Annotated in this window: 22 protein-coding genes; 5 read left to right on the top strand and 17 right to left on the bottom strand. The window is 70.7% G+C overall.

The annotated features are described in order from the left end of the window. The first annotated feature begins 61 nt into the window (after positions 1–61). Genes ACIP9D_RS19760 through ACIP9D_RS19745 form a run of 4 tightly spaced genes read left to right on the top strand, consistent with a single transcriptional unit; the run spans position 62 to position 5,559 of the window. The gene (locus ACIP9D_RS19760; RefSeq protein WP_350872894.1) at positions 62–1,030 is read left to right on the top strand and encodes a sugar ABC transporter permease; all 969 of its coding nucleotides are present in this window, start codon (positions 62–64) and stop codon (positions 1,028–1,030) included. Position 1,031: 1 nt separating this feature from the next. Beyond that, entirely contained in the window at positions 1,032–1,925 is an 894-nt protein-coding gene (locus ACIP9D_RS19755) for a carbohydrate ABC transporter permease (protein ID WP_350872893.1), read from the top strand. Further along, positions 1,922–4,153, top strand: a complete 2,232-nt coding sequence (gene yicI, locus ACIP9D_RS19750) for an alpha-xylosidase (protein WP_350872891.1) — start codon at positions 1,922–1,924, stop codon at positions 4,151–4,153. Before ACIP9D_RS19755 ends, yicI begins: the two co-directional genes overlap by 4 nt. Further along, positions 4,150–5,559, top strand: coding sequence for a GH1 family beta-glucosidase (locus ACIP9D_RS19745; protein ID WP_350872889.1), 1,410 nt, complete (start codon positions 4,150–4,152; stop codon positions 5,557–5,559). Before yicI ends, ACIP9D_RS19745 begins: the two co-directional genes overlap by 4 nt. 369 nt (positions 5,560–5,928) lie before the next feature. Here ACIP9D_RS19745 and ACIP9D_RS19740 read toward each other — a convergent pair whose 3' ends face one another. From ACIP9D_RS19740 to ACIP9D_RS19690, 11 genes are all read right to left on the bottom strand, one after another. Further along, complete coding sequence (locus ACIP9D_RS19740; protein ID WP_350872887.1) at positions 5,929–6,891, bottom strand: aminoglycoside phosphotransferase family protein; 963 nt, start codon at positions 6,889–6,891, stop codon at positions 5,929–5,931. Between the two features lie 69 nt (positions 6,892–6,960). Next, entirely contained in the window at positions 6,961–7,461 is a 501-nt protein-coding gene (locus ACIP9D_RS19735; protein ID WP_350872885.1) for a hypothetical protein, read from the bottom strand. Between the two features lie 83 nt (positions 7,462–7,544). Then, entirely contained in the window at positions 7,545–8,138 is a 594-nt protein-coding gene (locus ACIP9D_RS19730) for an NTP transferase domain-containing protein (RefSeq protein WP_350872884.1), read from the bottom strand. 217 nt (positions 8,139–8,355) lie between these two features. Next, positions 8,356–8,652, bottom strand: a complete 297-nt coding sequence (locus tag ACIP9D_RS19725; protein ID WP_350872883.1) for a GYD domain-containing protein — start codon at positions 8,650–8,652, stop codon at positions 8,356–8,358. Between the two features lie 94 nt (positions 8,653–8,746). Beyond that, positions 8,747–10,459, bottom strand: a complete 1,713-nt coding sequence (locus ACIP9D_RS19720) for a bifunctional 3'-5' exonuclease/DNA polymerase (RefSeq protein ID WP_350872881.1) — start codon at positions 10,457–10,459, stop codon at positions 8,747–8,749. Between the two features lie 28 nt (positions 10,460–10,487). Continuing rightward, entirely contained in the window at positions 10,488–11,339 is an 852-nt protein-coding gene (locus tag ACIP9D_RS19715) for a hypothetical protein (RefSeq protein ID WP_350872880.1), read from the bottom strand. A 175-nt stretch (positions 11,340–11,514) separates the two neighbouring features. Further along, positions 11,515–12,468, bottom strand: coding sequence for a carbohydrate ABC transporter permease (locus ACIP9D_RS19710; RefSeq protein ID WP_400450458.1), 954 nt, complete (start codon positions 12,466–12,468; stop codon positions 11,515–11,517). Between the two features lie 12 nt (positions 12,469–12,480). Further along, on the bottom strand, positions 12,481–13,422 hold the full coding sequence (locus tag ACIP9D_RS19705) for a sugar ABC transporter permease (RefSeq protein WP_350872879.1): 942 nt from the start codon (positions 13,420–13,422) through the stop codon (positions 12,481–12,483). 22 nt (positions 13,423–13,444) lie between these two features. Beyond that, positions 13,445–14,857, bottom strand: coding sequence for an N-acetylglucosamine/diacetylchitobiose ABC transporter substrate-binding protein (gene ngcE / locus ACIP9D_RS19700; protein WP_350872877.1), 1,413 nt, complete (start codon positions 14,855–14,857; stop codon positions 13,445–13,447). A gap of 25 nt (positions 14,858–14,882) precedes the next feature. After that, positions 14,883–15,632, bottom strand: coding sequence for an SIS domain-containing protein (locus ACIP9D_RS19695; RefSeq protein ID WP_350872875.1), 750 nt, complete (start codon positions 15,630–15,632; stop codon positions 14,883–14,885). Next, the gene (locus tag ACIP9D_RS19690; RefSeq protein WP_350872873.1) at positions 15,629–16,591 is read right to left on the bottom strand and encodes a MurR/RpiR family transcriptional regulator; all 963 of its coding nucleotides are present in this window, start codon (positions 16,589–16,591) and stop codon (positions 15,629–15,631) included. The genes ACIP9D_RS19695 and ACIP9D_RS19690 overlap by 4 nt, the downstream gene beginning before the upstream one ends. A 201-nt stretch (positions 16,592–16,792) precedes the next feature. Between ACIP9D_RS19690 and ACIP9D_RS19685 the strand changes: the two genes are divergently transcribed. Continuing rightward, positions 16,793–17,782: a BadF/BadG/BcrA/BcrD ATPase family protein gene (locus ACIP9D_RS19685; protein ID WP_350872871.1), complete on the top strand. Its 990-nt coding sequence runs from the start codon at positions 16,793–16,795 to the stop codon at positions 17,780–17,782. 125 nt (positions 17,783–17,907) lie between these two features. On the opposite strand, the gene ACIP9D_RS19680 is transcribed toward ACIP9D_RS19685, so the two are convergent. The 6 genes from ACIP9D_RS19680 to ngcE (ACIP9D_RS19655) all read right to left on the bottom strand — a co-directional run bounded on the left by ACIP9D_RS19680 (position 17,908) and on the right by ngcE (ACIP9D_RS19655) (position 22,398). Beyond that, positions 17,908–18,336, bottom strand: a complete 429-nt coding sequence (locus ACIP9D_RS19680) for an SRPBCC domain-containing protein (RefSeq protein WP_350872870.1) — start codon at positions 18,334–18,336, stop codon at positions 17,908–17,910. Further along, the gene (locus tag ACIP9D_RS19675; protein WP_350872868.1) at positions 18,329–18,679 is read right to left on the bottom strand and encodes a metalloregulator ArsR/SmtB family transcription factor; all 351 of its coding nucleotides are present in this window, start codon (positions 18,677–18,679) and stop codon (positions 18,329–18,331) included. The genes ACIP9D_RS19680 and ACIP9D_RS19675 overlap by 8 nt, the downstream gene beginning before the upstream one ends. After that, positions 18,672–19,046 carry a VOC family protein gene (locus ACIP9D_RS19670; protein WP_350872866.1) on the bottom strand — a complete coding sequence of 125 codons (375 nt, stop codon included), beginning with the start codon at positions 19,044–19,046 and terminating at the stop codon, positions 18,672–18,674. The genes ACIP9D_RS19675 and ACIP9D_RS19670 overlap by 8 nt, the downstream gene beginning before the upstream one ends. A gap of 51 nt (positions 19,047–19,097) precedes the next feature. Beyond that, positions 19,098–20,009 (bottom strand): carbohydrate ABC transporter permease, encoded by a 912-nt coding sequence (locus tag ACIP9D_RS19665; RefSeq protein WP_350872864.1) that lies wholly within the window; start codon positions 20,007–20,009, stop codon positions 19,098–19,100. After that, positions 20,006–20,914 carry a sugar ABC transporter permease gene (locus ACIP9D_RS19660; RefSeq protein ID WP_350872863.1) on the bottom strand — a complete coding sequence of 303 codons (909 nt, stop codon included), beginning with the start codon at positions 20,912–20,914 and terminating at the stop codon, positions 20,006–20,008. The genes ACIP9D_RS19665 and ACIP9D_RS19660 overlap by 4 nt, the downstream gene beginning before the upstream one ends. Before the next feature lie 68 nt (positions 20,915–20,982). Then, positions 20,983–22,398, bottom strand: a complete 1,416-nt coding sequence (gene ngcE, locus ACIP9D_RS19655) for an N-acetylglucosamine/diacetylchitobiose ABC transporter substrate-binding protein (protein ID WP_350872862.1) — start codon at positions 22,396–22,398, stop codon at positions 20,983–20,985. Positions 22,399–22,550: the final 152 nt, after the last annotated feature.

Here is a 22,550-nt window from a genome sequence, read left to right as displayed (position 1 = left end):
GAGCGGCGGGCGCGACCGGCGCCGTCGGCGCGCCCGCCCGCCCCGCCGGGAAGGATCTTCCATGGCAGTCACCGAGACCGTGGCCACCACGCACCAGACGGCCACCCCGACATCGCCCAGGCCCCGCCGCCGGCGCGGCGACCGCAAGGGGGCGTACTGGCTCTACCTGATCCCAGGGGCGGTGCTCTTCGCCCTCGTCATCGGCGCCCCGTTGCTCGGCACCGTCTACTTCTCCCTGACCAAGTGGTCCGGGGTCGGCGACCCCACCTGGGTGGGCCTGGACAACTACCAGCACCTGCTGCACGACCAGGTGTTCTGGGCGTCGTTCCGGAACACCCTCGCGATGCTCGTCGCCATGGTGGTCGTGCCCACGCTGCTCGGCCTGCTACTGGCCGCGGTGCTCTTCGACGTCATCGGCCGCCGGTTCAAGCCGCGCACCGCCGCCGCGTTGCGGGCCGCGTTCTACCTGCCGCAGGTGCTGCCCGTCGTGGTGGCCGGCATCGTCTGGGGTTGGATCCTGCGCCCCGACGGCGCGTTGAACGGTTTACTCGACTCGATCGGCCTCGGCGCGCTACGCCACGACTGGCTCGGCGACCCGGGCACCGCCCTGCCCGCCGTCATGGCGGTGATGATCTGGGTGCAGATCGGCTACCCGGTGGTGGTCTTCATGGCCGCGCTGCAGCGGGTCGACCCCGAGCTGTACGAGGCGGCCGAGGTGGACGGCGCCACCTGGTTCCACCGCTTCCGGGCGATCACCCTGCCGCAGATCCGACCGGAGACGTTCGTGGTGGCCCTGACCGCCACCATCGCCGCGCTGAAGGTGTTCGGGCCGATCTTCGCCCTGACCCGGGGCGGCCCGGAGAACGCCACAAACGTGCCTTCGTACTTCGCCTACTACACGTTCTTCAAGAAGCTCCAGGTCGGCTACGGCTCGGCGATCTCCACCGTGCTCACGTTGATCATCGTGGTGGTGGCCGTGCTGTTCATCTGGCTGCAGGCCCGCAGCGAGCGCCGGGATCGGGGGATCTGAAATGTCCGTCACGCTCACTCCGGTCGAGGGCACGGTCACCCCGCGTCCGGGCCGGCCCGGTCGCGACCGACACCACCGCGGCGCCACCCGCTGGGTGGTGCTCACCCTGGTCACGCTCGCCGCGCTGGCGATGCTGGTGCCGTTCGCGTTCATGCTGCTCAACGCCTTCAAGTCGCCAGGCGACTACTCGACGGGCGGCCCGCTGAGCTGGCCGACGGAGTTCTACACCAAGGGTCTGCGCACGTACTGGACCACGGTGAACTTCCCGCTGAAGCTGTGGAACTCGGCGCTCATCGCCGGGTCCGTCGCGGTGCTCGGCGTCGCCCTCTCGCTGCTCAACGCGTACGCCCTGGGCATCGGCCGGGTCCGCGGGCGGCTCTGGATCGTCGGGCTCTTCCTGCTGGCCAACATGCTGCCGCAGGAGGCGCTGATCTACCCGCTGTACTACGTGGCGAAGGAGATCGGGCTCTACAACACCCGGCTCTCGGTGATCATCATCTTCACCGTCATCCAGAGCGCGTTCGGCACCTACCTGCTCGCCTCGGTGATGAGCACGTTCCCGCGCTCGCTGCTGGAGGCGGCCTCGCTGGACGGCGCCGGCAAGTGGACGGTGCTGTGGCGGGTGGTCTTCCCCAACCTGCGACCCACCCTCGCGGTGCTGCTCATCTTCTTCTTCATCTGGACCTGGAACGAGTTCCTGATCCCGCTGGTCATGCTGATCGACAACCAGACGCAGACCATCCCGGTCGCACTGGCCTCGTTGCAGGGTGACCGGCTCATGGACGCCCCGACCACCAACGCGGGAGCGTTGATCAGCCTGGTCCCGGCCATCCTCTTCTTCCTCATCTTCCAGCGCACCCTGGCGCGCGGCATCACAGCAGGAGCCGAGAAGTGAAGTTCACCGACGGGTACTGGCAAATGCGGCCCGGTGTCACCGTGCTGCGCCCGGCCACCGTCGAGTCGGTCGAGCCGGACGAGCGCGGTTTCACCGTCTTCGCCCCGACCGCCCGGCTCACCAGCCGCGGCGACACCCTGAACCGGCCGGTCGTCACCGCCCGGTTCTTCACCCCGGCGCCCGGCGTCGTGGGCGTCACCATCAGCCACCACACCGGGGGCCTGCCGCCGCAGCCCCGCTTCGAGCTGAACACCCTCGACCGCCACCCGGTCACCGTCGACGTCACCGGCCTCAGCGCCTCGCTGACCACCGGCGAGCTGACCGCCCGGGTGTCGCTCATCGACGGGTGGCAGGTCGACTTCCTGCGCGGGGACCACCGGCTCACCTCGTCCACCGCACGCAGCGTCGGCGTCGTCACCGACGGCGAGGGCCGCAACTACGTGCACGACCGCCTGGAACTCGGCGTTGGCGAGACGATCTACGGCCTCGGCGAGCGGTTCGGCGCGTTCGTCAAGAACGGCCAGGTCGTGGACATCTGGAACGCCGACGGCGGCACTGCGAGCGAGCAGGCGTACAAGAACGTGCCGTTCTACCTCAGCAGCGGCGGCTACGGGGTGTTCGTCGACCACCCCGAGCACGTGTCGTTCGAGGTCGGCTCCGAGGTGGTGTCGCAGACGCAGTTCAGCGTCGAGGGGCAGTCGCTCACCTACTACCTCATCGACGGGCCCACCCCGAAGGACGTGCTGCGCCGCTACACCGCCCTCACCGGGCGGCCGGCCCGGGTGCCGGCCTGGTCGTTCGGGCTCTGGCTGTCGACGTCGTTCACCACCTCGTACGACGAGAAGACCGTCACCGAGTTCATCGACGGGATGGCCGAGCGGAACCTGCCGCTCTCGGTGTTCCACTTCGACTGCTTCTGGATGCGGCAGTTCCACTGGGTCGACTTCGTCTGGGACCCGTCGACCTTCCCCGACCCCGAGGGCATGCTGCGCCGGCTGCACGAGCGCGACCTGAAGGTCTGCGTCTGGATCAACCCGTACATCGCCCAGCGGTCGTACCTGTTCGAGGAGGGTCGCGAGGCCGGCTACCTGGTCCGTAACGCCGACGGCTCGGTCTGGCAGTGGGACAAGTGGCAGGCCGGCATGGCCCTGGTCGACTTCACCAACCCGGACGCCGTCCGCTGGTTCACCGGCAAGCTCAAGACCCTGCTCGACATGGGCGTGGACTCGTTCAAGACCGACTTCGGCGAGCGCATCCCGACCGACGTCGTCTGGCACGACGGCTCCGACCCGCAGCGGATGCACAACTACTACACCCACCTCTACAACAAGGCGGTCTTCGAGCTGCTGGAGGCCGAACGCGGCAAGGGCGAGGCGGTGCTCTTCGCCCGCTCGGCGACCGCCGGCGGGCAGCAGTTCCCGGTGCACTGGGGCGGCGACTGCGAGTCGACGTTCGGCGCGATGGCCGAGTCGCTGCGCGGCGGGCTGTCGCTGGCCGCATCCGGCTTCGGCTACTGGAGCCACGACATCGGCGGCTTCGAGGGCACCCCGGACCCGGCGGTGTTCAAGCGGTGGATCGCCTTCGGGCTGCTCTCCTCGCACTCGCGGTTGCACGGCTCCAACTCCTACCGCGTGCCGTGGGCGTTCGACGAGGAGGCGGTCGAGGTGCTGCGGCACTTCACCCAGCTCAAGATGAGCCTGATGCCCTACCTCGCGACGGCCGCCGAGGAGGCGCACCGCGACGGCGTGCCGATGATGCGCCCGATGGTGCTGGAGTTCCCGGACGACCCGACCGCGGCCTACCTCGACCGGCAGTACATGCTCGGCCCGGACGTGCTGGTGGCGCCGGTGATGAGCGCCGACGGCCAGGTGACGTACTACGTGCCGGCCGGCACCTGGACCCACCTGGTGACCGGCGAGCAGGTCACCGGGCCGACCTGGGTGAGCGAGAAGCACGGCTTCGACAGCGTGCCGGTGCTGGCCCGGCCGGGCGCGGTGATCCCGTTCGGCGTCCGCACCGACCGGCCGGACTACGAGTGGGCCGACGACGTGCGGCTGCGGCTCTTCGCACCGACTTCGGGGCAACGTACCCGGGTCAGCATCCCGTCGCCCGGGGAGGGCCCCGGCGCGGAGTTCGACGTGCACTACGAGGATGGGACCGCCAGCGTCGAGCTGGTCGCCGGCGCCTCGTCGGCGTACACCTGTGAGGTCAAGGAGGCCCGGCGATGACGGCGCACACTTTCCCGGAGAGCTTCGTCTGGGGCTCGGCCACGGCGTCGTACCAGATCGAGGGTGCGGCGACCGAGGACGGCCGCGGGCCGTCGATCTGGGACACCTACAGCCACACCCCCGGCCGTACGCTCAACGGCGACACCGGTGACGTGGCCGCGGACCACTACCACCGCTGGCCGGAGGACCTCGGGCACATCGCCGAGCTGGGCCTCGGCGCCTACCGGTTCTCGATCGCCTGGCCGCGGGTGCAGCCGGGCGGCTCGGGCTCGTTCAACCGGGCCGGCATCGACTTCTACTCGCGGCTGGTCGACGGCCTGCTCGAGCGCGGGATCCGCCCGGTGGCCACCATGTACCACTGGGACCTGCCGCAGGAGCTGGAGGACGCCGGCGGCTGGGCGGCCCGGGAGACCGCGCTGCGCTTCGAGGAGTACGCGGCCGGCATCGTCGGGGCGCTGGGCGACCGGGTGCACACCTGGACCACGCTGAACGAGCCGTGGTGCTCGGCCTACCTGGGCTACGCCTCCGGCGTGCATGCGCCGGGGCGTACCGAGCCGGCGGCGGCGCTGGCCGCGGTGCACCACCTCAACCTCGCGCACGGCCTGGCAGGCCGGGTGGTGCGGGAGCTTGCCCCGGCGGCCGAGCTGTCGGTGACGCTGAACCTGCACGTCATCCGGGCGGCCTCGGACTCGGCCGCGGACCGCGACGCCGCACGGCGCATCGACGCGCTCGCCAACCGGGCGTTCCTCGGCCCGATGCTGGACGGCGCCTACCCGGCCGACCTGCTGGCCGACACCGCACCGGTCACCGACTGGTCGTTCGTCCAGGAGGGCGACGAGAAGCTGATCGCGGTGCCGCTGGACGTGCTCGGGGTGAACTACTACTCCAGCACGCTGGTGCGGGCGTGGGACGGGGTGTCGCCCCGGTCCGACGCCGACGGGCACGGCGCCTCGGCGTTCACGCCGTGGGTGGCCGCCGACAACGTCGACTTCCTGCCCCAGCCCGGCCCGTACACCGCGATGGGCTGGAACATCGACCCGCCCGCGCTGACCGAACTGCTGCTGCGTCTGCACCGCGAGTACCCGGGCCAGCCGATGATGATCACCGAGAACGGCGCGGCCTTCGACGACGTGGTCTCGGCCGACGGCCGGATCCACGACGACCGGCGGATCGACTACATCCGCCGGCACGTGGCCGCGATGGCCGACGCCCGGGCACAGGGTGCGGACGTGCGGGGCTACTTCGTCTGGTCGCTGCTGGACAACTTCGAGTGGGGCTACGGCTACGACCGTCGGTTCGGGATCATCCGGGTCGACTACGACACCCAGGTCCGCACCTGGAAGGACAGCGCCCACTGGTACCGGCGGCTCGCCGCCACCGGTGAGCTGGACGAGTCGGCCAGCTGACCGCCCCCGGCATCGCCGTCGTCCCCTGGTAGCGACGCCGGGCCCGCCACGAGTGCCGGCGCCCGACTCCGGCGGGCACCAACAATCGCGAGCGTGATACCGCAGAGGCATATTGATGCCGCTGCGGTATCACGCTCGCGCGCATACCGGCGTCGAACCCGCGACCCGCCGGAGCTCCGCTGGCTCCTGGACGCCGCCGTAGCTGTTCTGCCGCCCAAGGACGCACGAGCCCTTCGCAAACAGGTCGCCGCTCTTGATGAGCTGTGGTGACGCCGTCGCGCGGCAACGTCTCGCCTGGTGAAGGCAGCCCCTGATCACCTCGGTCGGTTTTGGCGGCCAGCGGCGGCCCGGCGTCCGACTCCGGTCCGGCTAGCCAGTTGGGGAAGCCGTGACCGCCTCGGCGATGCGGGTCAGCCAGTGCAGGTCGTTGGCACGGGCTTCGGGGCTGGCCTCGGGCTTGAGGATGCTGGCCAGGAACGCAGCGATGTCGTCCAGACGGCGCTCGCTGCGGTAGTAGCTGAGCAGCGCCTGGTCGGGCTCCGTCGAACCGTAGCCCTGGCGGAAGAGCTCAGCACGGTGCGCGTTGATCGGGTGGTCGCCGAAGTCCCCGCTGTAGACGAACATCAGGTCCCGCTCACGCGGCGCGAGGATCGGCCCGTCCCAGTCCACGGCGTGCAGCGGGCCGTCGCCGTCGGCGAGCAGGTTGCCGGGGTGGATGTCGGCGTGGCAGATGACGTGCGGCGCTCCCGTCACGCGGGACGCGAGGTCGTCAACGGCTTCGGACAGCTGATGCAGCGCCGCCCCGTACTGCTGCCAGAAAGCGCCGAGGATGTCGCCCGCCGCGGCCCGGGGGCCGAGCGTGCGTAGCCGCTCGCCGGCGGTCGACCGGTAGGTCTCGACCGGCAGGGCCGCGGTGAGGTCCGCGCTCGGCGTGACCGTGTGCAATCGGCTCAGGAAATCGCCGTACTCGATCCACTGGCGGTCGGTGAGGCCGCGGTGCCACAGGCTGCCGCCGTCGTGGAACGGGTAGAGCAGCAGCTGGTAATCGCCGAACCCGTGCGCTGCCCCGCCGGCCGGCGGGTCGATCGGTGCCACGACCTGCGTGACGCCTCGTGCCCGGAGAAATCCGGGCAGCAGCACTGCCGCCGACACGAACTTTCCACGGCGCAGCTTCAGGAAGTAGCGCTCGCCGTCGGACGTGTCGACGCGGTAGGCCCAGGCCTGCCCGTCCAGCCCGACCGGAAGGAACACGAGTCCGGTGACGGCCAAGCCCCACGCGTCGGCCACCTCTGCCGCCAGCAACCGCTCGTCGATGCCGGGCTTGTCGATCACAGCCGCGAGCGTTGCAGACCGCCGTGCGGGTGACAAAGGGATTTGGTCCGCGCCGCCCAGTCTCGGAGCCTATGACGGCAGGCCCGGGGCCGGCCCTGTGGCGGCGGGGACGGCGTCGCGCCGTCGGACCAGCACCCGCGCCAGCAGCCGGCCGCCCTCGGCCGTCGCGCTGTGGGCCGCCACCGGTCCGGCCACCACCAACGCGCCGATCGCGCCCGCCAGCGCGGTGCCACCCGCCGATACGTCGGTGGCGAGGGCGAACACCACCGCGCACAGCGCGGCCAGGACCATCGCGGCAGAACAGGTGGTGAGGATCCGGCGGACGCGTCCGCCGGTGCGCGCGGCGACCTCGCCGACCACGGCGGCGGGTACGACCAGCAACGGCACCGCCACGGCGCCCAGCAATGCGGCGACCAGGACCAGCACCGGACCGGCCAGCGGTCCGCCCGGGTCCGAGTTCGTGGCCAGCGCGTACGCGAGCAGCGCGAGGTAGCCCACCAGACCCTCGAGAGTGAACGTCAACCAGGCGACCACGGCGCCCGCGACGTGCCGACCGATCGTGCCGACCATGCCCACCATCCCCCGTTGCCGACGTGTCGATCAGGGCAACGATATCGAGGCGGCCAGGAGCCGTGGGGGCAATGCGCTGCGGGCTAGACGCCCACCCGCTGCGGCGGCACGGTCAGCCCGTAGAGCGCCATCAGCTCCGGCGAGTCGATCCGGCTGCCGTCGGCCACCGAGTCGCAGGCGATGTCGACGATCTGGTCCTTGTGCGCCAGCAGATAGGGCCGAGCGCCGACGTCGGCGCTGGCCAGGGTGGCGATGCCGGACCAGTGCCGGCGGCCGAAGAGCATCGGGTAGCCGCGCAGCCCGTCGTAGGTGGCGCAGACCAGCACGTCGGGGTACGGCAGCGCGGCGACCCGGCGTACCGCTGCGACGGTCAGCCCCGGCATGTCGACCGGAACCACCACCACCGCCTCGATTCCCGCGTCGTCCAACGCGGCCAGACCGGCGCGGATGGACGAGCCGACCCCGGTACCCCACGCCCGGTTGACCACCACGGTGGCCCGGGCCAGGTCGGCCGTCTCGCGTACCTGGTCGGCCGCGGCGCCGAGCACCACCACGATCCGCTCGCAGCCCGCCTCGGTCATCGTGTCGATCATCTGGTCGACCAGGGGCTTCTCCCCCTGGTGCAACAACGCCTCGGGACCACCGATCCGGCGCCCCCCGCCCGCGGCGATGATCATTCCTGCGATCCGGTTCAGCCTGCGCCCCCTCAAGTGTGGGACGGGCCGCTTCCGGCCCGTCCCCGTCCTACCGACACTGCAACGAGGAGGGACAGCCACGGGTGGCGGTGCGAATAGGAGAAATAGTGCAACCGTTATACACCGGGCTTCGCTGATCCGACGATCAGGACGGCACGAGCCGGCTCGCCGGGCACCGTCCTGGCGTGCGTGGAAGGCCTCAGCCAGCGGATTTGGCGATGATGCGATCCATCTCCTCTCGACCGAAGGCCCGCAGGGTCGTGGTACGGACGTTGCCCGCCCCGCCGAGCTGCAGGAGCGCCGCGCTCGCGGTTTCGTCGTCGGACGCCTCGATAACGGCCACGAGGTCGTACGGACCGACGGTCCAGTAAATGTTCAGGAGATTCGCCCCGAGCTTCTGTGTCGCTGCGGCGAAGGCCTCGGCGCGCTTCGGGGTGTCCTTGTAGCCTCGGATCCCCTGATCGGTCCAGTTCAGCAACGCGATATAGGTCGGCATGCTCCTTCACCTCCATGAAGAGGCCTCATCGTAAAGTTGATTCTCGGCATATTGGCTGAAATCCGCATCAATTGCACGGCAGCGGGTGCCCGGGTCAGGTCGCGTCGGCGTAGCAGTCGACGATGGACACGTCGAGCGGGAAGCGGACCGGGGTGTCGCCGAAGAGCAGCGCGGCGGCCCGCTCGCCGGAGCGGTTGACCGCCGCCGCGACCGCGTCGGCCTGCTCGACCGGAGCGTGCACGACCACCTCGTCGTGCTGAAAGAAGACCAGCTCGGCGTCGGTGCCGGCCAACTCTGCCCGGAGCGTGGCGAGCAGGGTCGAGGCCCACTCGGCGGCGGTGGCCTGGATGACGAAGTTGCGGGTGAACCGGCCTCGTGAGCGGGCGGCCCGCGCCCTCGGCCCCTGCGGGTCGGCCGCACCGTCGGGATCGGGCGCGCCGTCACCCGGATCGGCGAATCCCGCCGAGCCGGGCGGGCAGGTCCGCCCGAGCCAGGAGCGGACCAGGCCGCCCGCCTCGCCGGTGCGCGCCGCCGCCTCGACGTAGCCGAACGCGGTCGGGTAGCTGCGCTTCAGCACCGCCAGCGCGGGTATCGCAGCACCGCCGGTCTGGCCGTACATCGCCCCGAGCAGGGCCACCTTGGCCCGGGGTCGGTCGCCGCCGAACGAGTCCTCGGCCAGTGCGGCGTAGAGGTCGCCAGCGCCGCCGGCCGCGGCGAGCCGGGCGTCGCCGGACACCGCGGCGAGCACCCGCGGCTCCAGCTGGCCGGCGTCGGCGACGACGAACCGCCAGCCCGGGTCGGCCACCACGGCCCGCCGGATCACCTTGGGGATCTGCAACGCGCCACCGCCACGGGTGGCCCAGCGGCCAGAGACCACCCCACCCGGGACGTACTCCGCCCGGAAGCGGCCGTCGCGCACCCACTGCTCGCGCCAGGACCAGCCGTGCGCCGTCCAGATCCGGTAGAGCTCCTTGTATTCCAGCACCAGCGGCACCGCCGGGTGGTCCACCCCGCGCAGCACCCAGGCCCGGGTGTTGGGCAGCTCCACCCCGGCCCGGGCGAAGGCCCGCAGCAGCTCGGCCGGGGAGTCGGCGTGCAGTTGACGCACCCCGAACGCGTCGGCGATGCGGGCGGCCAGCTCGGCCAGCCGGCGCGGCGGGCCGCCGACCGGGGACGCCTCGCCGAGCAGGTCGGCGAGGATCGCGTCGTGTACGTCGACGCGCCAGGGCAGGCCGGCGGCGGCCATCTCGACCGCGATCAGGGCGCCGGCCGACTCGGCTGCGACCAGCAGCCGGAACCGGCCGGGGTGCTCGGCGCCGGCGATCCGGGTGAGCTGGTCGGCGTACACCTGGGCCAGGGCCTCGATGCCCAGCCCCGGCGGGCCGGACGGGGTGTCGAAGAGCGCACCTTGGCCGAGGCCGGGTGGCTCGGCCGGACGCGGCGGCGGGTCGGGCGGCACCGGCCGGCCGGTCAGCCGGGCCCAGGCGGCGGCCGGCGAGCGCGGCTCGCCCCAGCGGCCGGCGTGACCGAGCAGCAGCGCCTCGGTCAGCTCCACGTCGTGGCACCGGTCGACCCGGACCCCGGCGCGCAGCAGCCCGGGGTAGCTGGTGGCCCCGGAGGCCCAGACCCAGCGCGGGCGCTCGGCGCGCTCGCGGGCAGCGACCGCAGCGGGCAGGTCGGCCACCGGCTCGGGCGGGCCGGTGGGGCGGCCGGCAGCGTCGAGCGGCTGCAGCACGCCGCCGCTGCCGCTCTCGCTCGCCACCACCGCCACCAGCACAGACGTGATTCTGCCTCGGGCCACCGACATGCCAGCCCGCCGCCGCAGCGGCGGCGCGTCAGCCGGCCGGCGTGGGGTCGGTCTCGGCCCGCCACCGCCAGTTCTGCCGGACGTACCGCACGCGCAGGCCGGCGCGCTCCAGGTTGACCAGGGACTGGTTCGTCGCGCCCTCCGCCGGGCGGCCCGTCTCCGCGACCAACCACCGGCAGCCGGCGGCCCGCGCCGCCTCTGCGCGGGCCGCGATCAGCGCCGACTGCGCCCCGAGCTTGCGGTGACTCGGCAGGGTCGCACCGGAGTTGAGTGAGCCGACGGGGCCGTGCACGAAGAGGTTCGCGCCGGCGACCAGGTCGGGGCCGTCCCACACGCCGTACGGGTGGAACTGGGGATGCGCGACGCTCGCCGTGAGCATCTCGGCGAGACCTTCGGTCGGCATGCCGAAGCCGCGCAGGAGCACCTGCGCCCACTCGGCGGCGTCGTGCTCCCCCACCGGGCCGACCCGCAGCCGGGTGCCGGTGCCCGGCCGGACCTGCTCGATCGGGGCCGCCAGCTTCACCCAGGACGTCGTCGGTTCGATCCCGTACGCGGCGCGGGTGTCGTCCCACTCCGGCGGCAGCGCCGACGGCGCAATCTGGATCACCGCCTCGGGGGTGCCCTCGGCCCGGTAGAACGCCACGATCCGCTCGACCAGCTCGCGGGTGACCGGCTCGGTGAAGCCGAACCCGAGTGCCTTGCTCCAGTAGGAGACCGGGTCGTTGCGCATCGAGAGGACCACCCCGCCGCCGATCCGGTCGGCGGCCATCCCGAGCCGCTCCCGCGCCACCGACGGCGCGCCCGTCTCGTACGCGTACATGAATTCGGCCTCGGCCGCCTCGGCCAGCGCGGGGGTCAGCTTCTCGCTCATGGTGTTCACGCAATCAGGATGCCGGTGTGCCCGGAGAGTTCGCCGGCGCCGCTGCGGCCTGCGTCACACCTCGGACGGCGGCCGCCGCCCGGCTCACAGCGGACGGAGCAGCGCGTCCAGCTCGCCGGAAAGCCGCGCGCCGCCCTCCGTCGACCTGAGGGCGGCGCGCGGTCGGGGCCCGGGTCTACTTGCCCACGCCGGCGGTCAGGCCGGACTGGACCTGACGCTGGAAGACGATGTAGACGATGAGCACCGGCAGCATGGCCATGGTGACGCCGGCGAAGAGGCCGGACCAGTCGGACTTGTAGCCCTGGTTGACCGAGAGCTCGATCAGACCCTGGGCGATCACCTGGTTCTTCGGCTCCCCCGCCACCGACTGCATGAGCAGGGTCGGCAGGTACCACTGGTTCCACTGGCCCAGCACGTTGAAGATGCCGATGCTGATCAGACCGGGCTTGGCCATCGGCAGCATCACGCTGAAGAAGAGCCGACTGTGCGACGCTCCGTCGACCATCGCCGCCTCGGCGATGGTCGTGGGCAGCGTCCGGAAGAACGAGTGCATGAAGAACACCGTGAACGACAGCGACCAGGCCACGTAGACCATGATCAGCATGACGTGCTTGTTCGGGCCGAGCAGCGGCAAGGCCACGCCCGTGTTGTAGACGCCCTTGAACAGCGGCACCGCGGCGAGGTAGATCGGCAGGGTGAGACCGGAGAGGAACATGTAGTAGATCAGCCGGTTGCCACGGAACTCGTAGCGGGCCAGCGCGTACGCCGCCATCGAACCGAGCAGCATGGTGAGGGTGACGCTGCCGGCCAACACCAGCAGGGTGTTGAGGAAGAAGGACCCGAGGTGCCCCGCGCCCCAGGCCCGGGCGAAGTTGTCCCAGTTCAGCTTCGCGGGCATAAGGGAGAGCGGCTCCCGGATGACCTCCGAGTCGCTCTTCAGCGCCGACATCACCACCCACAGCAGCGGGTAGATCACCATCACGGCCCAGACCACCAGGAACACGTGGGAGAAGCCGTTGAAGATCTTGCCACCGATCGCGGTGCGGACACCGCCGCGCGGTGTGGGGGTGGATCCGGTCTCCGGGCTCTGATCGGGCCGGGTCAGACCACCGTGGGTCGCAGTGCTCATCGTCCAGCCTCCTCAGTACTCGATACGGTCGCGACGGGTGATCCTCAGCTGCGCCGCGGCGAGCAGGATCGTGAAGATCGCCAGGGCGACACCCATCGCGCAGGCGTAGCCGAACTGGCCCTTCTGGAACGCGGTGAAGTTGAGCACCGACGCGAAGATCTCACTGGCGTGGTTGGGCCCGCCCTGGCTGGGCGTCATCACGAAGACCAGGGCGTACATGTCCAGTGCGATGAAGCCGAGGTAGACCCAGGCCACCGAGACGGTGTCCCGCAGCAGCGGCAGCGTGATCCGGAAGAAGGTGTGGAAGCGGCTGGCCCCGTCGAGCAGCGCCGCCTCGTAGATGTCCTTCGGGATGGACTGCATCGCCGCGGAGAAGAGCACCATGTAGAAGCCGGCGCCGCTCCAGACCGCGATCAGCAGCAGCCACCACAGCACCGCCGGCACGCCGAGGAAGGGCTCCGGGTCGGCGGTGAAGGCGATCGGGTTGTCCGCGTCGACCAGCCCGGCCTTGATCAGCAAACCGTTGATCAGGCCCTGACCGTCGCTGCGGTAGATCTGCTGCCACATCACGGCGATGACGACCAGCGACAGCACCTGCGGGAAGAAGAAAATGACCTTGTAGATCCCGGAGCCGAACACCCCCCGGATGCCGGCCCTGTCCTCGCGTCCGCCCACATTGAGCAGGAACGCGAGGAACAGGGCCAGCGCGATGGTGAACAGCGGCACGGTGATCAGGAAGAACACGTTGTGCCAGAAGGCCTTCCTGATCAACTCGTCCGACAGCAGCCGGACGTAGTTGTCCAGACCGACGAAGTTCTGGGTGTCCGAGTACCCACCCCAGTCGGTCAGCGAGTATCCCGCCGCCTGCGCGAACGGCCACACCACGTAGAAGAGGTACAGCGCGACGGGTAGGGCCAGGAAGCCCGTGACGAAACGCGCGACTCCGTGCCGCATTGGACTCACTCTCTCAAAGGGGTCAGGCGGTGCGGGTCTGCTTCTTGATCGACGAGTCCTTGGCGACCTTGTCGGCGGCCGCCTGCATCTTGTCGACGAACTGCTGCGCGGTGAGCCGGCCGGCCATCAGCTCCTCGGCGAGGTTCTGGCTCTCCTTGTCCAGGTCGGCGTAGTAGTCCGGGAACTTGAAGGAGATCAGGTCCGTGCTGCCGCTCTTCATGAGCGAGTTGGCCGACGCCAGGGCGGTGTCCTGCACGTTGTCACCGGAGCCCTTGGTGGAGGCCAGCGACTTGGTCAGCTCGGCGAACTTGGCCGAGCCGGCCTTGGACAGGATCGCCCGCAGGAACTCCTTCGCGGCCTCCTTGTTCGGGGCCTTGCTCGGCACCACGAAGCCCTCGCCGGAGGAGGCGAAGACGTCCTTGGCCGCCTTGTCGCCGGGCTTGCTCCAGTAGTCCGACAGGGTCATCTCGAAGCCCGGCGGGATGGTCGCGGTCATCTCGTTCTTCAGCCAGGTGCCGACCTGGATGAAGGCCGCCTTGCCGTCGAGCCAGGCCTGCTGCGACTGGGTGTGGTCGAGCTTGCCCGGCAGCAGCAGCTTGTCCTTGACCAGCTTCTCCCACGGCTCGAGCGCGGCGACGATGCCGTCGGCCTTCCAGGCGTTGTCCTTCAGGTTGTCGATGTCGATGACGGGCTGCTTGCCGACCGCCTTCCAGATGCTCGCGAAGAGCGCCCAGCGGGGGTAGTAGCCGTGGGCCGCGTCGTGCACGTACGGCGCCATGCCCTTGGCCTTGATCTTCGGCGCCAGGGTGAAGAACTCGTCCCAGGTCGTCGGCGCCTGCCAGCCCTCCTTCTTGAACAGCGCCGCGTTGTACCAGTTGCCCCAGACGGTGTAGGCGACGTTCACCACGTAGAACTTGCCGTTCTGGGTGCCGTCGGTGACGGTGCCCGGCAGCAGGGAGTCGGCGACGGTCCCCTCGCTGTCCCAGGCCGGCGCGGTGAGCAGGTCGTCGAGCGGCTCGATGGCGCCCTCGTTGATCAGGGTGCTGCGGTCCATGATGTCCGCGCCCGAGTTCATCACCAGGTCGCTCGGCTGGGTGGCCATCTTCGGCTGTTCTTCGGTCTTGATCTTCTGGGTGGAGCTCATGTTGACCGTGATGTTCGGGTGCTTGGCGTTGAAGATGACCTTGTCTTCCTTGGCCCACTGGTCACCCAGTCCGCCGTTGAAGACGACCACCTTGACGGCGCTGCCGTCCTTGACGCCGAACGGGTTGTCCTGGCTCTTCGCGCCACCGGTGTTGTCGGACTTGCTCGGCTCGCTGCCGGCGCAGGCGCTGAGCAGGCCAACCGCCGGGGTGGCCAGCAGACCGGCCGCCGCGGCACGCCGCAGCAGGGTCCGCCGACTCAGGTCACCGAAGTTCTCGGGGGTAACCGACATCTCTGACTCTCCTTGTGGTGTCGGGTCAGGCGGTCCGCCGGAGACGCCCGGCGTACCGCGACTCGAGGGCGAGGTTGTGCTCGTCCCCACCGGGGACGTTGGCGGAGAGGTAGATAGGGGGCACCTCTCCGGCCTGGTGGAACCGTCGTACGACCTCCGCGGTCAGCAGCTGCGCCAGCAGCGCGGTGGTGACCGAGGAGACCGCACAGACCGCGCCGCCGCCCTCGAGCGGCAGCAGTGCGTCGCCGTACGGCGCGCCGTTGTCCAGCACGACGTCGGCGAGGTCGGCGAGCCGCCGCCCGGACGGGTGCCGAGGGGCGACCCGCGCGGAGTGCTCGACCGAGGTGACCGCGATCAACGGGTGACCGCGCCCGGTGACCAGCGCCGCGAGCTCGACCACCGAGCCGTTGATGCCGGACTGGGATGCCACCACGAACACGTCCCGCGGCTGGGGGGCCGCGAGCTCGTAGATCTGGTGGGCGATGGTGGGGTCGCGCTCCAGCTTGGGGTCGGCGAGCACGTCACGAGGAGCGTCGCCGTGCAGCACCAGGTCGCGGACCGAGAGCCGGTTGGTCGCGACCAACCCGCCGGCCCGGGCGACCAGTTCCGCGGCGAACGCCTCGGAGTGCCCCGCGCCGAACGCCTGGAGCACGCCGCCGGCACGCAGGCTGCTGGCGATCAGGTCCGCGGCCCGGGTGATCCCGTCCGCCTGGCTGTCGAGCAGCCGGTCGAGCACCGGGCGGACCGCGTCCGCGTACCGCTGAGCGCTGATCATGCGACGGCTCCCTTGGCGGCCTTGTGTCCGTCGACGGCCTGGGCGGTACGCCGGAAGGCCGCGTGGGCGCGGTCGTGGGTACGTTGCGCGACGGCGATGTAGAGCAGGTCGAGCACGACCAGCTGCGGATGCCGGGCGCTGAGCGCGTCCGGGCGGAAGGTGGTCGCCTGGCTGGCGGTGAGCAGCACGATGTCGGCCAGCTCGGCCAGCGGCGAGCGGGGGAAGCCGGTCAACGCCAGGGTGGTGGCGCCCCGGCTGCCCGCCTCGGCCAGCATCTCGATCGTTTCCCGGGTCTGCCCGGTGTGCGAGATGCCGAGGGCCACGTCGCCGGGGCGCAGCAGCGCGGCGCTGGCCAGCCCTTCGTGCACGTCGTTCCAGGCCCACGCGGCGACCCCGATGCGGTGCAGGCTGAACTGCATCTCCTCGCCGACCAGGGCGCTGCCGCTGGCGCCGAAGATGTTCACCCGGTCCGCCCCGGCGATGGCGACTGCGGCCCGCTCCACCTCGGCCAGGTCGAGCAACGCGGCGGTGTCGTGCATGGCCCGGGTGTCCGCGGCCATGATCTGGTCCAGCACCCGGGCGAGCGGGTCGCCAGGCTGGATCTCCCGGCCGATGTCCACGGTCCAGCCGGCGGAGCGGGCCCGGCCGGTCTCCGCGGCGATGCCGAGCCGCAGGTCGGCGTAGCCTTCGAAGCCCATCGCCCGGCAAAATCGGGTGATGGTCGCGGGCGAGGTGCCGCTCCGCTCGGCCAGCTCCACGATGGTGGACCGGGCGGCGGCCTCGGGGTCGCTCAGCACGTGCTCGGCGACCCGGCGCAGCGCCCCGGTCAGCTCGTCCAGGCCGCTGCGCACCCGGGCCAGCACGCCGTCGGAGGGAGCGCCGAGCACGCCCCGTCGGTCGAACGCGTCGGCGTCGACCACCGCGGTCCCCGCGGAGATGTCCACCTCGTGATCAACCATGGGACGCCTTTCCGAAAAGCTTGTTAACTGTTAGTGGTAAAAGTTCTTACTGACGGGCCCTCTGTGTCAAGACTGTGGGCGAAGTTTTCAAACTGTTACCTGGCGCACAGGCCCGCCGCGCCGTACCGGCCTTGCCCGGCGGCCCCGGGCCGACCAGCATGAACGCACCGTCGCAGGCGCGATTCAGGGAGGTCCATGCGGATGTCCGGCACCGTCGTGGTGGGACTCGACGTCGGAGGTACGTCCACCCGGGCCGCCGCCCTCACCCTGGACGGGGAGCGGCTCGGCACCGGCCGTGCCGGCGGCGGCAACCCCACCAGCCATGGCGCCGAACGGGCCGCCGAGGAGTTGCTGACCGCGCTGCGCGGCGCGCTCGCCACCGTCGACCCCGGTCGGGTCCGGGCCGGCACGATCGGGCTGGCCGGGGCCGGCCGGCTGCTCGCCGACCCGGCCGGACGGGCCGCCTTCGACCGGGCCTGGCACGACGCCGGCCTGCGTTGCCCGTACGCGGTGCACGGCGACGCGCTCGTCGCGTACGCCTCCGGCACGGCCGCGCCGGCGGGCACCGTGCTCATCGCCGGCACCGGCGCGATCGCCGCCGGCGTACGCGACCTGCGGCTCGACCGGGTCGCCGACGGCCACGGCTGGCTGCTCGGCGACGCGGGCTCGGGGTTCTGGCTGGGCCGTGAGGCGGTCCGCCGGCTCCTCGCCGACCTGGACAGCGGCCGCCCACCGGGAATCCTCGGCCGGCAGGTGCTCACCGAGCTGATGGGCACCGCCGAGGTGGCCGCCCGCCCCCGGGACACCGTCGACGCGCTGATCCAGGCGGTGACCCGACGCCCGCCGGTGGACCTGGCCCGGCTCGCCCCGCAGGTGGTCGCCGCCGCGGTGACCGGCGAACCGGTGGCCGCCGGGCTGATCACCGAGGCCGCCAATCATCTCGCGGAGAGCGTGAGCCGGATCCGGCCGGCCGGGGCCACCACCCCGATCGTGCTCGGCGGCGGCCTGCTGACCGGCGACACCCCGCTCGCCGCCGCCGTTCGGGCGGAGGCCAGCCACCGCTGGCCGGACGCGCCGCTCTGCTCCGCCGGCGACGGCGCGGCCGCAGCGGCCTGGCTCGCCGCCCTCGACCTCCCCGAGGTCGACGACCCGGCCGCCCTACACACCCGCCTGGTCCCCACCCCCACCTAACCCACCCCGCCCCCGCGCCCGGCCCGCGCCCGCTGTGTTGATCAAGAGGTTCGCGTCAACATCCGGCCGGTTCCTGACGGGAACCTCTTGATCAACTCGCGGCAGCCTGCGGGCAGGCGGGTGGGTCAGGGGGTGGTCAGGAGGTGGTTCAGGCGGGTGAGGACGTGGGAGCGCCAGCCGCCGCCGAGCAGGTCGCGGGTGCGGCGCTGCACCGGGTCGTCGGGGTCGAAGCCGGTGTGCGCCAGGAACAGCCGGGTGCCCCGCCCCTCGGCCACGAGCGTCCAGCTCACCACCGTGTCCAACCGTCCGCCGCGCCAGGCCCAGCTCAGCCGGTGCGGCGGGTCGAGGTCGAGGACCTCGCAGTGCACGGTGCCGTCGAAGTCCTGCCCGGGCCGAGGGTCGGTGTGGAAGGTGAACCGGTGCCCGGGCACCGGGGCGAAGTCGTTGGGCATGAGCCAGCGGGCCAACAGATCAGAATCGGTCAGCGCCCGCCAGACCTTCGCCGGCGGATGCGGCAGGTACTGATCCACCTCGACGGTGCTCGGGTCACTCATCGGGCAGCTCCGCCAGCACGTCGCGCAGCTCGGCCAGGCGACCGCGCCAGAACCGCTCGTACGGGCCCAGCCACTCGGCGACCTCCCGTAACGGCTCCGGTCGCAGCGAGTAGAGCCGCTGCCGGCCGACCGGGTGCTCGACCACCAGGCCGGCGTCCTTGAGCACCCGCAGGTGCTCGGAGAGGCTCGGGCGGCGCATGGCGAAGTGGTCGGCCAGCCGCTGCACCGGCTGCTCGCCCTGATCGAGCAGGAGCCGGAGCAGCTCGCGGCGGGTCGGGTTGGCCAGTGCCGCGAAGATGTCGCCGGCACCGGGCCGCGGTTCGACGGGCGCCGGGTCAGACACGGGTGGACTGGAGCACGATGCCGTTGCCGTCCGGGTCGTCGAACGTGACGTACCGCCCCCAGGGCGCGTCCTGGATGCCGCCGTCGGCGAGGACGACGCCCCGCTCGCGCAGCAGCGCGACGTCGCCGTCGAGGTCGTCAGTCTCGAACACGAGGCCCTTGAGCGAGCCGGGCGGCATGCTCGGAAACCAGGTGACCAGGGTCAGGGCGGTGGCGGCGCCCTTGGGCGCGACCTGGACCCACCGGCCGCCGGGGCCCATCGGGTTGTCGAAGACCAGGTCGAAGCCGAGCACGTCGAGGTAGAAGTCGCGGGCCCGGTCCTGGTCGCTGACGGGTACGGAGACGAGCTGCACGTGGGTCACGGTCATGCCGCCACAATAGGTAGGAGATTTCCTACCGGTCAAGCCACCGTCCCGGCCTCACTTGAGTTGACCGGCCGTCAGGCCCGCCTGGACCTGGCGCTGGAAGACGACGTAGACGGCCAGCACCGGCAGCGTGGCGATGGTCAGGCCGGCGAAGAGGCCGCTGTAGTCGCCCTGGTAGCCCTGGCTGACCGCCAGAGCGGTGAGCCCCTGCGCCAGCACCCACTTGGAGTCGTCACCCTGCATCAGCACCTGCGGGAGGATGAACTGGTTCCAGTGACTGAGGAAGTTGAAGATCGCAACGCTGATCAGTCCCGGACGCGCCATCGGCAGCATGACCCGGAAGAAGAGCCGGAAGTGCCCGCAGCCGTCGACCAGCGCCGCCTCCGCGACCGAGTTGGGCAGGGTGCGGAAGAAGGCGGTCATGAAGAAGACCGTGAACGGCAGCGAGTAGGCGGCGTACACCAGCACCAGCCCGGTCCAGGTGCCGAAGAGACCCGCGTTGCGCACCACGAAGAAGAGCGGCACCAGGGCCAGGAAGACGGGGAACATCATGCCGCCGACGAACAGGTAGTAGAGGACCTGCCGCCCCCAGAAGGTGTAGCGGGCGAAGACGTACGCCGCCGCGGAGCCCAACAGCATCGTGAGGGTGAGCGAGCCGCTCACCACGATGGCGCTGTTCAGGAAGTACTGCCCGATGTGCGCCTCGGTCCAGGCGCGCCCCCAGTTCTCGAACCGCAGCGCCCCGGGCAATCCCCACGGGTCGGACAGGATCTCCCCGTCGCTCTTGAAGGAGCTGAGGAACATCCAGAGCAGCGGCAGCACGGTCAGCGCGCCCCAGAGCAGCAGGAACCCGTGCGAGAAGACGTTGGCGACGCCGGACTCGCGGCGCAGCTTCCGCGGTGCCGGTGCCGGACCGGCGCCCTCGGCGGTGCCGTCCGGCGTCGCGGATCTGTCCAGGATGGTCACGAGTACTCGATCCGGTCACGTCGGGCGGTACGCAGTGCCAGCACCGCCACCGACAGGGTCAGGAAGAACAGCACCACGCCGATCGCCGAGGCGTAGCCGAACTTGCTCTCGCTGCCGAACGCGGTCTCGTACATCCGCAGACCGATGACGTCGGAGGAGAAGTTGGGCCCGCCGTTGGTCATCTGCTGAATCAGGATGAACCCGTCCAGCGCCGCGATCGCCAGGTAGATCCAGGCGACCTGCACGGTGTCCCAGAGCAGCGGGATGGTGATCCGGCGTACGGTGACCCACCGCGACGCCCCGTCGAGCATGACCGCCTCGTAGATGTCGCGCGGGATGGCCGACATGGCCGCGCCGAAGAGCACCACGTAGAAGCCCACGTTGCTCCAGACCATCACCGCCAGCACGCACCAGAAGGCCGTCCGGGGGTCGCCGAGCCAGGTCGGCGCGGGCAGGCCGACGGCACGCAGGGCGCCGTTGAGCAGGCCGCTGTTGGGGTGGTAGATCTCCTTCCAGAGCAGGGCGATGATCACCACCGAGAGCACCTGCGGGAAGAAGTAGACCATCCGGTAGACCGAGGTGCCGCGTACGCCGGTCACCCCGGCGCGGCCCTTGCGTCCGCCCATGTTGAGCATGGTCGAGAAGAACAGGCCCAACCCGATGGTCAGCACCGGCACCACGGCGAGCAGCCAGGCGTTGTTCTTGAGCGCGTTCCACACCCGCCCGTCGTCCAGCATCGCCCGGAAGTTGGCCAACCCCACCGGGTCGGCCTCCGCCGAGTAGCCGAGCCAGCCGGTGGTCGAGATCTGGAAAGCCTGCAGGTACGGCGAGAGCACGAAGACGCCGTAGAGCAGCAGCGGCGGCACCAGGAACGTGATGATCAGCGGATACTTGCCATGTCTCACGAGAAGGACCTACTCCCCCAGCGGTGGGCCGGTGGGGACGGGCCGCGCCCGCCCCCACCGGCCGGACGTCACGCGGCCCGCTTGTACTTCTTGATCGAGCTGTCCTGGGCGATCGAGTCGGCGCCCTGCTGGCACCGGTCGAGGAACTCCGCGGGGCCGATCCGGCCGCTGAAGAACTCACCACAGGCCGCGTCCACGAGCTCGCGCTCCAGCTTGCGGTAGTAGTTGTTGTAGACCCAGTTAAAGCCGTTGCTGCCGGAGGCGTCCAGCCCCTTCACCACCGTGCTCAGGCCGAACGGCAGCTCGACGCCGTCGGTCGACCCGGCCACCACGGTCAGGCTGGACACCTTCTTCGTGAAGTCCTGGGCGCCCTTCTTCGACAGCATGACGCGGAAGTACTCCAGGCCACCGGCGAGGTTCTTCGCCTTGGCCGGCACCATGAACGGCTCACCGGCGGTGCCGCGGATCGCCTCGAACGGCAGCTTGTCGCCCGCGCCGAGGCTGGGCGTGGGCTGGATCGTCATGTTGAAGCCCTCGGGGGTGACCTTCTTCTGCTCGCTCTCCAGCCAGGAACCGCAGGAGATGAAGGCGGCCTTGCCCTGGCACCACGCGGTCTGGGACTGCACGTGGTCGAGGCCCGGCGAACCGTCGAGGATGTACTTGTCCTTGACGATCTGGTGCCAGGCGTCGGCCGCGGCCTTCATCGCGTCGGACTTCCACGCGTTCGGCTCCAGGTTGTCGATCGCGGTGGCGACGGAGGGCCCGCCGAACTTGATGGCCGTCGCGATCAGCGGCCAGCTCATGTAGCGGGGGTGCTTGCCGGCGTACGTCCACGGCGCGATCCCGGCCGCCTTGATCTGCTTGCAGAGCGCGATGTGCTCGTCCCAGGTCTTGGCGTACTGCCAGCCCCGGTCGGCGAAGAGTTTAGTGGAGTGCCAGATGCCGTAGGCGGTGTAGGTGTAGTTCAACACCAGGAACTTGCCGTCGTAGGAGCCGACCTCGACCGCGCCGGGCAGCAGCGTGTCCTTGACCGTCTTGCCGGGGATGTCGAGGCTCGGAGCGGCGAGCAGCTCGCTCAGGTCGGCGATGGCGTTCTGGGAGACCAGGCCGTTGAAGTCGATCTGACCGGCGCCGGAGTTGTTCACCACGTCCGGCGGCGAACCGTCGACGAAACGGGGCTGGAGCGTCTTGTTGATCTCCTGCGTCGCGCTGTGCTTGATCGTGGCCTTCGGGTACTTCTCGGTGTACATGGCCTCGTGGGCCTTGGCGTACTCCTCGCCGAACCCGCCGTTGAAGATCACCACCTCGAGCGGGGCGTCCTCCTTGACCCCGAGCGGGTTCTGCTCGCTCTTGGTGCCCTTGTAGCTGCCGGTGTCGCCGTCGTCGTCGCCACCACCGGTCGCGCAGCCGGCGAGCAGGCCGGCAGCGGGGGTGGCCAGCAGGCCGGCGGCGGCGCTGCGCCGCAGGATGTCACGCCTGTTCATCACTTCTCCTCGGTTCGGGTACGGGCGGCCGGCCGGGAGTTGGGGGACGGCGGCCGCGGCGTCGAGGCACGGGCGGGCAAGTGTCGCTTGTCTTCACTTAATACAATGTTTCTGAAGAATTTCTACGGCAGTCCGGCGCGGACTTCAAGGCC

It is taken from the genome of Micromonospora sp. NPDC093243, from assembly GCF_044753725.1.
Classification (GTDB): domain Bacteria; phylum Actinomycetota; class Actinomycetes; order Mycobacteriales; family Micromonosporaceae; genus Micromonospora.
The sequence above is the reverse complement of the archived record's forward strand: the minus strand, read 5'-3'. Positions and strand labels throughout refer to the sequence as shown.